Here is a 13,401-nt window from a genome sequence, read left to right as displayed (position 1 = left end):
TTACATTTTTCTGCCTTTGGATTTTTCAGGCTTGTTATCCTGTTGCTCCTGCTGCTTCTCGTTTTTCGGTCTTTGCTGCCCGGACTTCAAAGGCTCTTGGACGTTCTTGGTCGCTTCGTTGGTTTTACCCTCCGAATTGACGGCAGTTTGTGTTTTATGAGTTTCGGCAGGTTCTACCCGTGCTTTGTACTGACCGGGAAACTCAAAATTGGTCTTTCCGGTATCTTTGTCGAACGTGATATAACCCTTATACGGTTGGTCTTTTTTGTCTTTCAGTTCAACGTATATGGTTTGTCCGGCTTTGAACTTGTTGTACTGCTCATCATCCAGTTCTTTGCCCCTGAAAGTTCTTGGAGCTTCTTGCGGTTGGCTTTGCTGATTGCTTTGTTGGGTATTCTGTTGGTTCGTTTGCGCCTGCTGATTGTTGTTGCTTCTGTCAAACAGGAACTCAACATACCGTTTGTCCGCATTGAATTGTACAGTTGCCGAAAACTCCGTTCCTTTCGAGGAAATCATACCCTCTAAATAGAGCGGTTTGCCCTCCATCAGCGTTTGTTTTTGTTCGTCATTCAGCTTTACGCCCTTAATTTCATCGGGAATTTTTATAAACTCCGTGCGCAGTGCAACCACGTCATTGGTCAGCCTGTCAATACTTATAATGGACGGCATCAGGTCGCCTGTTTTGGAGTTTACCAAATTGACGACACGCCCCATATTACCCGTTTCGAGCAGGTTTTTCTTGTCTTCGTCCGTAAACTTGTGACCGAAAAATTCAAAGTGGAGGTTAGGTTCTCTTTTGATACCGTGTATTGCCACGATAACATTGCCGTCTTCCGCTTGCTGTAAAGACAGGCGGGCATCCGTGCGGAGGATAGAGCCCCCGAGGTTGATACCTATCGGTAAAAGCTCATTGGTTTTATAACCTCGTAACAAAGGGTCGAGCAGGTTCCTTTTTTCAAGATACTCTTTGCTCAATCCGAGGTTTTTCATTGTGTCCCAATCAATCTGCTCCGGCTTGTAGCGATATTCGCTTGTTTCCGTTGTTGTTTGTGCTGTTGCCATATTATTTTGATTTTCTTGTTTTTTATCGGGTTGGGGTTCTGCTTTCACTTCGTGTTCTTTCAGCACTTTTTCGCCCTGTGGAGTGGGCTTATCTACGTGCTTTTGTAATTCCTCTGCTTTTTCAGCAGCAACCGAGGCAGGCATTTTGAAGAAAGTAAAGTTTGTAGGGTTCTTTAACTGGCTGAAAAAATTGGAAAAGAAGTTGGAAAAGAAATCACCGCTTTTATCCACACGCATAAACTGGTTTTGATTTTTCTTCGTGGGGTCAACGGTTTCCATTTTCCCGTTTTCGTCTATACTCTTTACTGCCTGGATTTTCATTTTCTCTTTATCCAATACGAGTAAGATGTCCGAAAGCTGTTCGGGCATTTCCTGTTTATTAGTTGTTTCTTCGCTCATAATCTGAAAATTTCAAAATTTCACGATCGAATGTAAAGGAAGCCTTCACTGATTTGCTTTATGTGGCACTCAAAGGCAGCGTTTGTCACTTATTGGCATCCAGTTTAGGTAACGGAGGGTTAAAACTTTCCCTGATGAACTGATGCACATCGGATAGCTTGTAATACAGTTTTCCGCTAATGGTATAATAAGGGAGCTTACCTATGGAGCGATACCGTTGCAGGGAACGGTTACTGATTTTCAGCATTTGCAATAAATCCTGATTATCCAGTAACTCTTCGCCGTCTATGCTGTTGCGCTTCTTTTGTAAATCGTCTATGTGGTTGCCAAGAATGTCCAGCCTGTCCATTATGCGTTCCATCCACGCCACAAATTCCATTTTGTCGATATTCATACGGGTACGCTTTTAATGATTACCTGATTTCAGCTTTCTGCCTTTCTCGATATAGCTTTTGCCTTTCGCCATAAGCTGCTCCACATATTCATCGGTCGTCTGCACGGCGTTAGCGTTGAGCATTTCCTTGATAGCACCAATCGTATAGTAATACTGCCCGTACATTTTTGAAAAAGCTATCTGCCCGTTGGTGCGCATACGCCACAACGTTTTTTCGCTGATGTGGAGATACTGGCAGACTTCGTGGTTGTTGAGCCATAAGCTATCGTAGCTTGTATCTTCCAGTTTGAGGATATATTCGCTAATGGCTTTCAACCGTTCGTTGAGGTGCTTCCACACTTCTTCGTCAACTGTTATAATGTTCATTGCACTATTGTTTAATATTCACAGTACAAAATTCAGAAGTGTGGCAGTGTTTGTCTGCCAATGCGTACCCATTGGTTTGGCACTTTTTTTCAAATTTTTTGCAATGAGAAAAACCCTTGTTTAATAAGGGTTTTAGCGTGTTTCGGTTATTTTGTAGTAGCCTTTTGCCCATATATGCCAATTGGCATATATGGGCAAAGAAAAAGCAGTACATTTTGTGTACTGCTTTCAAACACCCGTGCTGATGTTGCTAAAGGTCTTTATCCATATACTCTTCGAGGGAAATTTTGAGCTGGTCTAAAAACACCGTTCGGGAGCCTGCCCTTGTTTTCATTCGGTGGAAAGAATGATGTATATCGTTCAAGGGCGTTCGGAAGAGGATTTGGAAAATCAATGCTAATTTCCTGATGCCTATTTTCCCGTATGCAATAGATTTGGAAACATACAGGGCGTAAATCAATTCTATCAGTGCATTTTGCGAGTTCGTCCACGAAATGTCTTTGTTTCCATCACCGTTTATTGAAATGGTATCGGGATTTTTTTCAGGGTTTATTTTGGTAAGCAAGAAAGTATAAAGTAATTCATTGGCTATAATATGGGCAACTTTGTTATCGTAATAAGTAGAAAAGCTAAGGTCAATTTCAAATACACTACTTTTTAGACCATCGTGGTAATTGATTTTTCCGAGCCTGAAATAACTGTGGTCACGGTCAGTTCTGCCTGCACGATAGTACCTGTAAAAATCCTCATTGGATATGCTTTCCTTGTATTCGGATTTCAGAATTTTCAGTTGGTTTTCAAAATAACTTTGGTGTATTCTCCCTGCACTTACGGGGCAGGTAGTTTCAATGCGGAATACCTTATTGTAATAAATAAGTTTTCCTAAAATCTGCGGTTTGATTTTCTTGAAAAAATTGATTTCCTGCCGTTCGTCCTTAAATCCGGTCTGCAAGACTTTCATCTTTATAGTAAACAGCATTTCCTTTAAGAATAAGGTCATTTGGTAAGCCTCATCCGCAGTTTGCATCATTTGAGAAGATAGCATATCTTCCTGACGCTGAATTTCCGATAATATTTTGTTCAACACGATTTCCATAGCTTAGATTTTTAGAGATTAACACCATACGTTTCGGATTTACATTTTTGTTTATTTGTCAAAACTTGGAAATAATATCGGAACCAATATCACAGGTTGCCCCCATATTGGGGAAGATTTATTTTATAACGCCTTATGATGTATATTGGAAAAAGCAGAAAAAAGGGTTAAGTACGCTACGACTTAACCCTTTTTTTTATTAAATTTGCGGTAATGATTTACAAGGTAATCAGATGAAAGCGAGTGCAGTAAGCACCATTACTAAATCGTTACCGATAGCACTTTCGGTTCTTGTAAACTACTCTTTATTAGCCACTTTGGGCTATATTAATCTTTTTTATAAAAAAATGTCTATAAAATTGTTGTGGCTTGCTCTATATAGAAAAAGCTAACGTGAAAAAGACGGAAGAACCAATTCATAACCTATTCCACGATAAGAAACAGCAGCTGGATAAGCAGGAAAAGGATAATCTTTTTGCCCAGATTGTCAAATCGGGAAGGAGAAGACGTATAGTGCGTTGGAGTAAAACCTTCGCTATACTGGTGTTGTGTAGTCTTTCCGGACTATGGTTGTATTATCAGAGCAACATTATGAAGGAAAGTCCATCTCTTAGTGTGGTAGAAGTATCTGAAAAGCATAAAGAACTAGTTCGAGGCAAAGAGGAGACCACAATTTTGAGTGCTGATGCGAGAGGAAATGCATGGGAAATATATAAGGAAGGATGGCAACAGATGGCCAACCTCGATTCTATACATATTGATGCTATAGATACTCGTGAAGCGGAATATACTACCATATATGTGCCCTATGGATCTCGTAAAGAGATAATTATGTCAGACGGCTCCAAAGTATGGCTTAATGCAGGTTCTTTGTTTACTTTCCGAAACAATATGTTGCAGCACGATAGAGAAACCTATTTGGATGGAGAAGGATATTTTGATATTGCAACTAACGGCAAGCCCTTTACGATTCATACATTCAACTCGGAGGTTAAAGTGTTGGGAACTAGTTTTAATCTGTCTTCTTATGAAGAAGATAAGATGACCTCACTAGATCTCATTACGGGAAAAGTCCGCTTTAGCAGCAGACAGAACAAATTTAAGGCGGTAGATATGGAGGCAGGTCAACGTATAAGCTATGATGAAACTAAAAATGTGGTGACCTTGGACCGCAACTCTAAAGGGAATGATATCATGTGGACCAAAAAGCAATTGGTCTTGGACAACTCCACACTTCCATATCTGATTTCGAGGTTGGAAAAAATATATAATGTAGAGATAGTCTTTAAGAAAAAAATTAAGGATGACGAACCTTATTCCGGACGTCTGAATTTGGACGTAGATGTAGTGACGGCGTTAAAGAGTATTTATGAATTTAGAAATTATGAAATCAGACTAGAGGGAAGAAGGGTTGTAATACAATAGACGAAACGTATAGTAAAAAGATACAGAAGAGCGGCCACTCTTCTGTACAACTTGTAAATAAATCGTTAACAAACAATTTAATGAATCTAAATTATGAAAAATTATCTGTTGAGGCAACATGTCAAACGGAGATGTTGTTATGTTCCAATCATTAAATCAATTATGAGACTAGGTACTTTAATTTTGACAGGGTTAATGATGTCTTTTTCTGCCATTGCTTATCCTCAAAAAGTAACAGTAAAGATGGAAAATGGCAGTCTCAAAAGATTTTTGGAAGCGCTGCAGGAACAAGTTGATGTTGCTTTATTGTACCCTGAAAAGTTGGTCAACCATATTAAGACTAGCGTCTATGCTGAAGATGAAGACTTTAAAAAGTTGCTTACGCAAGAGTTGGCTAAGCACAATCTAACATTTAGGGAGAGTAAAGGGCAGATAACGATTATTCCCAGAGAAAATAAATCTCCTATAACCAATACGTCTGCCAAGCAGATGCAGCAGGAACAAATTTCGGTAAAAGGTAGGGTGTTCAATACAGCAGAACCTCCTGTTCCTCTTTCTGCTATTACCATAAGTAATGAGGAAGGTAGAACTTTAGGTTTTACGGATGAGGCCGGTTATTATGCGATTACACTCCCAAAAGGGGGAGGTACCATTATCTTCAGTGGGGTGGGGTATCATGAAAAGCGTATTCAGGTGACTAAAAACGAGCTGAACCTTACCGTCTCTCTTGAGGAGAATGTGTCTGACCTGGATGAGATCGTTGTAGTAGGGATGACAGAAATGCAGCGCAAACATATTGCCAGCTCTGTAGCCTCCTTAGATATAAAAGCCAATGTTGAAGGGAAACCTATCACCAACCTTTCTCAGGCCCTACAAGGTGGGGTTACTGGTCTGCAGGTACAGCAGGGCTCAGGTCTGCCGGGAGGGGATGCAGCGACAATAAAAATCCGCGGTATTTCTACATTGAACAATTCCGACCCATTGATCTTGGTGGATGGCATTCCTATGGATATGAATCATATCGATCCCGTAACTGTAGAAAGTGTTACGATCCTGAAAGATGCTGCTGCTGCAGCCATTTACGGTGCACGTGCTGCCAATGGCGTAATACTCGTAACCACAAAAAGAGGTAAAGCCGGACAGATAAACGTATTATACGATGGATACTATGGCTCACAAACTCCTTCTATCATCCCCGAATTTGTTGATGCACCTACTTATATGCGTATGTATAACTATGCTCAGGTGGCATCAGGAGGCTCTGTTTTCTTTACTGACGAACAGATAGCCCGTACAGAGGCGGGAGATGATCCTATAAACTATCCAAATACTGACTGGGTGGATATTCTTATCGACAAATATTCTCCTTTGACGTCACACTCCTTGTCTGTAAGCGGTGGTAACGATGTGGCGCGATTCGCTGTGACAGGAAATTATATGTATCAGAAAGGTATGCTGCCGCTCAACAAAATGGATAGATTCAATCTCCGGGCTAATACTTCGGTATCCCTTTCTAAGAAGTTTCTAATCAACCTAGATGTGTTGGGTATTCGGAGAAATACGTTATATCCCAACCGCACGTTGAGCAATGGGGGGATACGTATGCTGGATGACTTGTACCGTCTTCCACCTACAGTATTGCCGAAATATCCTGCAGAAGAAGGGTGGCCTACCATCTATGGTCGCTATGCTGATATAGTAAACCCTATCGCTTATGCCGAAGTGGGGGGTACCATAGGCTATCAATACGATCAGGCAGCTATAAACTTACAACCTAAGTGGTCGTTGAGTGACAATTTTTCACTACGAGGGCAGCTTAGCTACAGACTCAATAGTGACGTCTACAAACAGAATAGAGACAACTTTTACTTCTTCGACTATTATACTAAGCAGCTGGTGCAGACTTGGACCGCACAACGTAATGCATATTCCGAAACAAGAGACACCTACCTCTATCTAAGCGGTGCTTTTGATTACAATAGGAGCTTTGACCGTCACAACATTTTCGCTATGGGAGGAATCTCGGCCGAACAGTTCAACAACGGCTATTGGAATGTGTCTTCCTTAGCATCAGCATATGCTAAGCTGAATTACTCGTTCGATGATAGATATCTTGCAGAACTGTCCTTCCGGGCGGATGGATCTTCGAAATTCGGCCCTGGTAATAAGTTCGGGTACTTTCCTTCCGTGGCATTGGGTTGGAATCTTCACAACGAGAAATTCTTTAACCTAGAAAAGGTTAACAACTTCAAACTTAGAGCCTCTTATGGTCTTTTGGGTAATGAAAATATAGGACTATATAAATATCAGAACCTTATTAGTACGGATAATGGGGTAGAGACGGAGTGGGGAAATCCAGATATCTCATGGGAGAAAGTACATATCCTAGACTTGGGTATAGATCTGGGAATGTTTGATAATAAACTGTCGTTAACCTTTGACTACTACGATAAGAAAACGAAAGACGTAATCTTACAACCTTCGGTAGCTCCTTCCGGAGCCATAGGTTCTGCTCCTCTGAATGCGGGAGAGGTAAGCAACAAGGGATGGGAAATCTCCTTGAACTATAATGAGAATATCAGTAGAAATTTCTCCTTCTCTATCAAGCCGGGGATTACCTATAATAAGAATAAGATAACAAAAATTATAGGAGGACCGTACATAAGCGGAATTTCTATCAATACACAAGGTTATAGCATCCAAAGCTATTATGGCTATGTTACGGACGGTATTTTGCAGTATAGCGATTTTGCCAGCGATAAGAAGACTCCACTTGTACCTATTTTACCGGGTGAGGGTCCTGGCGACATCAAGTATGTGGATTTGAATGGGGACGGCGTCATTGACGAAGATGACCAACGTGTGATAGGGGATCCTACACCACGCTTGAACTATTTCACCAACGTCAATATGAGCTACAAGAATTTTGACTTGGAGTTTTTGTTGCAAGGTACAGGAAGTCATGATTATTCGGCTAATCTGGGAGGAAAGTCTAGTGGATACTTGTGGCATCCACTTAACTTTAGTGCCTCGGGAGGTGTACCTACAACATATCGTGCAGCAAATAGCTGGAGAGAAAACAACCAAGATGCTATATTTCCGAGAATTCTTGCAAACCCTGCCAACAACGTATTGAGAAGTGATTTCTGGCTGTTTGATGCTAAATATCTACGAGTTAAGTTTATACAGGCAGGATACAGACTCAATAACAAATTCCTTAACAAATACGGTATCAAAAATTCACGCATTTATCTGAATGCACAAAATCCATTCCTATTCACCAAAGTAAAATTGGCAGACCCTGAGTCTCAAGGTGGATCGTGGACATATGGTATTATGAAAGTATATACTGTGGGTATCACTGCAAACTTTTAAATAAATGATGATGAAAACGACTATAAAATCTTATATATCTGTAGGAATGTTAATGGTTGCACTCCTACAATCCTCTTGTAATGAGTTTTTGACGCACGACAGTCCTTCGGGTGTCAGTGACGAGCAATGGTGGAATACAGAGGCGGACGCCACAAAAGCTTTGGCATCCGTATATGTCGGTATTCCAGGCGGTAGTTCGGGGCGCAATATTATGTATTATGCAGGATTGTCCGATGAGGCTGTACATCGGGGCGACTTCAAGGGAGAATACGACACCTTTACTCGTGGGTTAGCCAACTCCCGTTGGGGCGTCTCAAATTCTCTGTGGACAGACGATTATATCTGTATCCGAAGAGCCAATAGGTTTTTGGAGAATGTGGACAAAACCTATATGGACGGCGCACTGAAGGAACGCATGAAGCTGGAAGCCCGTGCACTGCGAGCTTACTACCACATGGAGCTGATGATGGTATTTGGTGACATACCTCTTCTGACAAAGTCTTTAAATCCGGAAGAAAACAATCAGCCGAGAACACCTCAGAAAGATGTTTCAGACTTCATCATTGCAGAACTGACGGAATGTGCGGAGAAGCTTCCAACAACCTATGTTGAAGCCGATAAGTTCCGTATCACCAGTGGAATATGTTGGGCTTTGCTGTCGCGTCTAGGACTTTACAATAAAGATTACGAACTGGCTCGCTTTGCGTCGAAAAAAGTAATGGACTCCGGCGTGTATAAGCTGTATGTGAATAGCGCAAGACCGCAGGACAGCTATAGCGAGCTCTTCAGCTACGCTGGCGAAAATAATACGGAAAGAATTTTCTTCAAAGAGAATGGCTGTTCGAATGCGTGGACATCTTTTGCCCCTTACGGAATAGGTGGTGAAACATATCTATCACCGACAAATACCGTGGTGAACAACTACGAAACGAAGCAAGGAAAAACCTTGAGTGAGCTGGGCCGAGATTCCATCCTTATCTACCAAAAGGAGCCAAACTACAGAAATAATAGAGACCCTCGTTTGGCAGCTTCAATCTTTGTGCCTTACGAAAAGTTCCAAGGGCAATATACGCTGGATCCTTTCTATAATCCAAGCGATAGGATTGGAGAATCCAAATCTACTGCTACTGGTTATTGGATTAAAAAGTATATCGATGCTAAAGACCGTCAAAATAAATCGGGCTCCTTGGACTTCATGATCATTCGCTATGCCGAAATATTACTTAACTATGCTGAAGCCATGATAGAGCTGGGACAGTGGAACAATAGCGAGGCCATTGCCGCCATAAATCAGGTGAGGGCAAGAGCTACTATGCCTCCGGTAAATACGGGCTTGTATAATACGCAAGAGAAGATGCGTGAGCTGATAAGACGTGAAAGACAGGCCGAATTGGCATTCGAAGGAGGCCGTTATTTTGATATCCGTCGCTGGGGAATCGATGAAGCCGTAATGAATGGAGAGGTTTATGGTGCAACCAATCCGACGACAGGTGAAATAGTACGCGTACAAAGCCGAAAATACGATAGGAATAGAGAGTACTATTGGCCTATCCCTGAAAAAGAACTAATAGCGAACCCAAACATGACTCAAAACCCTAATTATTAGACTGTATTATGAAAAAACTAAAATATATATTGGCCCTAATGACTGTGTCGATACTTATGATGGGCTGTGAAAGATCCATAGATCCTGGAGACTGGAATATTTTGCCGGAAAGAGAAATTGAAGATCCACAAACCCCAGGAGATGAAGAGGAAGGTATAACCTTCAAAGTAATGTCCATGAATATGGCATTGGGAACCAATGCCGCCAATTTTCAGCCAATGTTGGAATATATCAAGGAATATGATCCAGACTTGTTGCTGTTAAGGCAAGTAGATAGTGCTACGACCCGAGCCAATAAAATCGATAGACCTCAAGTGGTAGCAGACTCCATGGGTATGTATGTTTTTTTCAAGAAAAATTTTGACTATCAGACAGGAGGTTTCGGAAATGCAGTTCTTTCTAGATTTCCTATTAAGGAAACATATGCCCAGATACTGAGAAGGGCAGAAGGAAGCACTGCAGAATTACGTAGCATGGTGCGCATAAAAGTGGAAATTGCAGAAGGCAAGGAACTTTATTTTGCAGGAACAGAGTTAGACCCTAATGCCACAAACCGACCACTGCAGGCTATAGATATTATTAATGCTAACGAACGTCTGGACGCTCCTTTGATTTTGGTGGGAAATTTTAACGAGCAAGAGTCCGCGAATCTAGAAACTTTAAGCTATCTTAAAGGTGCATTTACGTTCGCCTGTTTGGGTACAGGATGTCCGTGGAATGCTCCCAAAGATAATCCTAATGGTGTCTACGACTATATTACTTTCAGAGACAAGGACGATGTGCTGCGTGTACTAGAGTACGGCACTTTCCCTAAGTCTGCTAACACATTCTTGCCTATGGTGGCAACTTTTAAATATATCGACAAAAAATAAATTTTATGAAAACTTTATTCTATCTCTTTTTAGCTGTTCTGGTAATGTTCTCTTGTGGAGGCAAAGAAAGCGTGGAAGCTCCAGTGACAACGAGTAAAAAGCTTGTTACTTTGACTTATAACATCCATCACGGAGCTCCTGAAAACTCCAATGAAGTAAATCTAAACAATATCGCTAATGTAATCAGAAAGAGTGGTGCCGAGATCATTGCTCTTCAGGAAGTGGATGTAAATGTCCCTCGTTCGGGAAAAGTAAATCAAGCTGCGGAGTTAGCTAAGTTGTTGAATATGAATTATTATTTCTCTAAATCTATAGACTATAATGGAGGGGAGTATGGAGTGGCCATATTGAGTAAATATACATTGTCCAATGCAAGAAAAGAGCTGCTTCCGAATCCTGCATCAGGAGAACAGCGCAGCATAGCAATAGCAACTATAACTCTTCCTGGTGATGTTACCATAGAGTTCGCGGCAACGCATCTGGACCTTAACGAAACCAACCGGATGGCGCAGGTCGAGTACATTAATAGTCTTAGCAAGACATTGAGCAAACCCTTATTTGTCGGGGGCGATTATAATGCTGAATCGTCATCCAAGGAGCTGACAAAATTCAAGGAGGAGTTTAATCTTTCATGTTTGAACAGCTGTCCTTTGTCTTTCCCGGTACGTACGCCTAATAAAGCTATCGATTTTGTAGCATTCAATAAGTTGGCAGCTTCCAGATTTTCTCTGGTGGCAGCAAATGCTATGACTGGAGAATATGCTTCGGACCATCTCCCTGTCACGGTGGTTTTCAACTACAAATAAAACACTGAAGCCTTCCCACAAGAGGAAGGCTTCAATGTTTTATTTGCTCTGCAAGATTATTTTCCCTTCTTTTCCGGGAGATCCTGAATATACCTGACCTTGCGGTAAGCTGATTCTTCCCGGAGGAGAATGTTTAATCTGATCATATATGACACGCAGGTCTGAGGCAGGAACCACATGAAGACCTCCAGGGCTTGCATCCATGTGGAGGTAGTGCTTTTCTTTTTTGTTTTCCGTTTGTGGGGTGATGCCCTCTTTAGCATAAGTTAAAGTAATGTTTCCCCCATCACCGTTCGGATCGGTGCGCGTTCCGTTGTTGGCATCCCTACCTTTTGCAATAATGTATAGAGACCCCAATCTTTGAAAGTAAATATCAATATCGAAGTTGGAGGCGTTATTTTTTCCTGCGTTACCGCTGATAAATGCATTGTTCCCTATTTCAGCATAGCTTATGACCAGTTTTACATCCTTTTCACCATAGAACTGTAAAGAGGACTTATCCTTCATGATGAGGGTGTCAATACGAAGGGTAATTGTCGAATCTTTGTCTTTGGAGTGAAAAACCTTCTTTTCCTTTTTGTTTAACACCAGCTTGGAAAAATGTTGGTCTACCGATTGGGCAAAAACATGACCTAAGCATAAGAAAAAAGCACCAATCAGTATTGCTATTTTATTTTTCATAATCCTATTTATTAACGTAAATACTCGACGATAAGCTTTGCCGTCCTTTGGGAAGCTCCCGGTGATCCCAGCTTTTCGGTCAGCACATCGTAATTTTCTAGGATACTTGCACGATGCTGCGAATCCAACAGTATGCGGCCCAGCTCTTCTTTGATGTTGCGGGTCGTGCAATCTTCCTGTATCAGTTCTATTATAGACAAATAATTGTTAATAAGGTTTACTAAGGATATGAATCTTACTTTAACCAGTTTTTTGGCCAGCCATACGGAAATGGGATTGGCTTTGTATACGACGACTTGAGGCACTCGTAAGATTCCTGTTTCTAGTGTAGCCGTACCGCTGGTCACCACGGCTGCTTCGGCATTGGCGAGAAGGTCATAGGTCTGACCGAAGACTACCGGAAGATTTAGGTCTCCGATAAACTGTTGGTAGTATGCTAAATCAAAGTTCGGAGCACCGGCAATTACCAGCTGATGCTTAGGAAAGGAGAAAGTTAGCTCTGCCATGATGGGTAGCAGATTTTCAATTTCCATCTTTCGGCTGCCTGGCAACAGCGCTAAGATAGGCGCATCCGTCAGTCCGTTATCCTTACGGAAGTTGGGATTAAAAGTATAGGATGAGATGGCGTCTAGCAAGGGGTTGCCCACATAGTCTACCTTCATCCCGAACTTCTTGTAGAAGTCCACTTCAAAGGGTAGGATACAGAACATGTGATCCACAATTTTCTTGATCTTGTGTACACGTCCCTGATTCCATGCCCATATTTTAGGCGATATATAATAGCATGTTTTAATGCCTTTTTTCTTGGCAAAGGCAGCGACTTTTAGGTTAAATCCCGGAAAGTCTATCAAAATAACCGTGTCAGGATTGTATTGTGCGATATCTTCTTTTACGGCTTTGAGATTTCTGGAAATGGTATTCAGATTTTTCAAGACCTCTACGAAGCCCATGAAAGCCATCTGTGAAGTGTGGATAAGAGCTGTTGCTCCCGCAGCTTCTTGCATAAGATCGCCTCCCACGATACGGAATTCGGCCTGCGGATCTTCTTGCTTCAATGCTTTTATCAAGTTGGCGCCATGTAGGTCGCCCGATGCTTCTCCTGCTACGATATAGTATTTCATGAAATCTGCATTTTAAGGTTTAAAGATAAGTATTCTTTTAGGAAGGATGCGTAAAATCCTATTTTTCCATGAAAACTGAAAAGCAAAAGCCTTGGTTTTTTGGACTGCCCCCAAAAAGTTGGACGAATTTATGCAATATTTTTGATATGATGAGCTCGGTATTCTACCGGGCTCATTCCATTTAAATTAGTTCTTATC

11 protein-coding genes are annotated in these 13,401 nt (G+C 41.5%); 5 read left to right on the top strand and 6 right to left on the bottom strand.

The window, feature by feature from the left end:
- The 4 genes from ABD873_RS01455 to ABD873_RS01440 form a co-directional block, all read right to left on the bottom strand.
- Positions 1-1,461, bottom strand: a complete 1,461-nt coding sequence (locus ABD873_RS01455; protein WP_345063648.1) for a DUF3945 domain-containing protein — start codon at positions 1,459-1,461, stop codon at positions 1-3.
- Between the two features lie 85 nt (positions 1,462-1,546).
- Positions 1,547-1,855 (bottom strand): helix-turn-helix domain-containing protein, encoded by a 309-nt coding sequence (locus ABD873_RS01450; RefSeq protein WP_002978404.1) that lies wholly within the window; start codon positions 1,853-1,855, stop codon positions 1,547-1,549.
- A 12-nt stretch (positions 1,856-1,867) separates the two neighbouring features.
- On the bottom strand, positions 1,868-2,221 hold the full coding sequence (locus tag ABD873_RS01445; RefSeq protein ID WP_013632656.1) for a helix-turn-helix domain-containing protein: 354 nt from the start codon (positions 2,219-2,221) through the stop codon (positions 1,868-1,870).
- A 250-nt stretch (positions 2,222-2,471) separates the two neighbouring features.
- Positions 2,472-3,317: an RteC domain-containing protein gene (locus ABD873_RS01440; protein WP_072885954.1), complete on the bottom strand. Its 846-nt coding sequence runs from the start codon at positions 3,315-3,317 to the stop codon at positions 2,472-2,474.
- Positions 3,318-3,710: 393 nt separating this feature from the next.
- On the opposite strand from ABD873_RS01440, the gene ABD873_RS01435 reads away from it, so the two are divergent.
- The 5 genes from ABD873_RS01435 (at position 3,711) to ABD873_RS01415 (ending at position 11,401) form a co-directional block, all read left to right on the top strand.
- Complete coding sequence (locus ABD873_RS01435; protein WP_345063641.1) at positions 3,711-4,742, top strand: FecR family protein; 1,032 nt, start codon at positions 3,711-3,713, stop codon at positions 4,740-4,742.
- A gap of 162 nt (positions 4,743-4,904) precedes the next feature.
- On the top strand, positions 4,905-8,117 hold the full coding sequence (locus tag ABD873_RS01430) for a SusC/RagA family TonB-linked outer membrane protein (RefSeq protein ID WP_345063639.1): 3,213 nt from the start codon (positions 4,905-4,907) through the stop codon (positions 8,115-8,117).
- A gap of 52 nt (positions 8,118-8,169) precedes the next feature.
- Positions 8,170-9,723 carry a RagB/SusD family nutrient uptake outer membrane protein gene (locus ABD873_RS01425; RefSeq protein ID WP_345063636.1) on the top strand — a complete coding sequence of 518 codons (1,554 nt, stop codon included), beginning with the start codon at positions 8,170-8,172 and terminating at the stop codon, positions 9,721-9,723.
- 8 nt (positions 9,724-9,731) lie between these two features.
- Positions 9,732-10,595, top strand: coding sequence for an endonuclease/exonuclease/phosphatase family protein (locus ABD873_RS01420; protein WP_345063633.1), 864 nt, complete (start codon positions 9,732-9,734; stop codon positions 10,593-10,595).
- A gap of 5 nt (positions 10,596-10,600) precedes the next feature.
- Entirely contained in the window at positions 10,601-11,401 is an 801-nt protein-coding gene (locus ABD873_RS01415; RefSeq protein WP_345063630.1) for an endonuclease/exonuclease/phosphatase family protein, read from the top strand.
- 39 nt (positions 11,402-11,440) lie between these two features.
- Here the strand turns inward: ABD873_RS01415 and ABD873_RS01410 are convergent, their stop codons facing one another.
- Together ABD873_RS01410 and lpxB are read right to left on the bottom strand one after the other, a co-directional pair.
- A complete protein-coding gene (locus ABD873_RS01410; RefSeq protein ID WP_345063627.1) occupies positions 11,441-12,082 on the bottom strand; it encodes a hypothetical protein in 642 nt (213 codons plus the stop codon).
- Between the two features lie 11 nt (positions 12,083-12,093).
- Positions 12,094-13,203 (bottom strand): lipid-A-disaccharide synthase, encoded by a 1,110-nt coding sequence (gene lpxB, locus ABD873_RS01405; protein WP_345063624.1) that lies wholly within the window; start codon positions 13,201-13,203, stop codon positions 12,094-12,096.
- Positions 13,204-13,401 lie beyond the last annotated feature (198 nt).

This window comes from Sphingobacterium thermophilum (genome assembly GCF_039541675.1).
Taxonomy (GTDB): domain Bacteria; phylum Bacteroidota; class Bacteroidia; order Sphingobacteriales; family Sphingobacteriaceae; genus Sphingobacterium; species Sphingobacterium thermophilum.
Note: the sequence above shows the minus strand (reverse complement) of the source record. Positions and strands in the feature narration are given on the sequence as shown.

Bases quoted from the DNA above. Each gene is read 5' to 3' on its own strand.
- ABD873_RS01455 (WP_345063648.1), bottom strand. From the start codon at position 1,461: ATGAGCGAAGAAACAACTAATAAACAGGAAATGCCCGAACAGCTTTCG.
- ABD873_RS01425 (WP_345063636.1), top strand. From the start codon at position 8,170: ATGGTTGCACTCCTACAATCCTCTTGTAATGAGTTTTTGACGCACGAC.
- ABD873_RS01450 (WP_002978404.1), bottom strand. From the start codon at position 1,855: ATGAATATCGACAAAATGGAATTTGTGGCGTGGATGGAACGCATAATG.
- ABD873_RS01415 (WP_345063630.1), top strand. From the start codon at position 10,601: ATGAAAACTTTATTCTATCTCTTTTTAGCTGTTCTGGTAATGTTCTCT.
- ABD873_RS01440 (WP_072885954.1), bottom strand. From the start codon at position 3,317: ATGGAAATCGTGTTGAACAAAATATTATCGGAAATTCAGCGTCAGGAA.
- ABD873_RS01430 (WP_345063639.1), top strand. From the start codon at position 4,905: ATGAGACTAGGTACTTTAATTTTGACAGGGTTAATGATGTCTTTTTCT.
- lpxB (WP_345063624.1), bottom strand. From the start codon at position 13,203: ATGAAATACTATATCGTAGCAGGAGAAGCATCGGGCGACCTACATGGC.
- ABD873_RS01410 (WP_345063627.1), bottom strand. From the start codon at position 12,082: ATGAAAAATAAAATAGCAATACTGATTGGTGCTTTTTTCTTATGCTTA.
- ABD873_RS01445 (WP_013632656.1), bottom strand. From the start codon at position 2,221: ATGAACATTATAACAGTTGACGAAGAAGTGTGGAAGCACCTCAACGAA.
- ABD873_RS01420 (WP_345063633.1), top strand. From the start codon at position 9,732: ATGAAAAAACTAAAATATATATTGGCCCTAATGACTGTGTCGATACTT.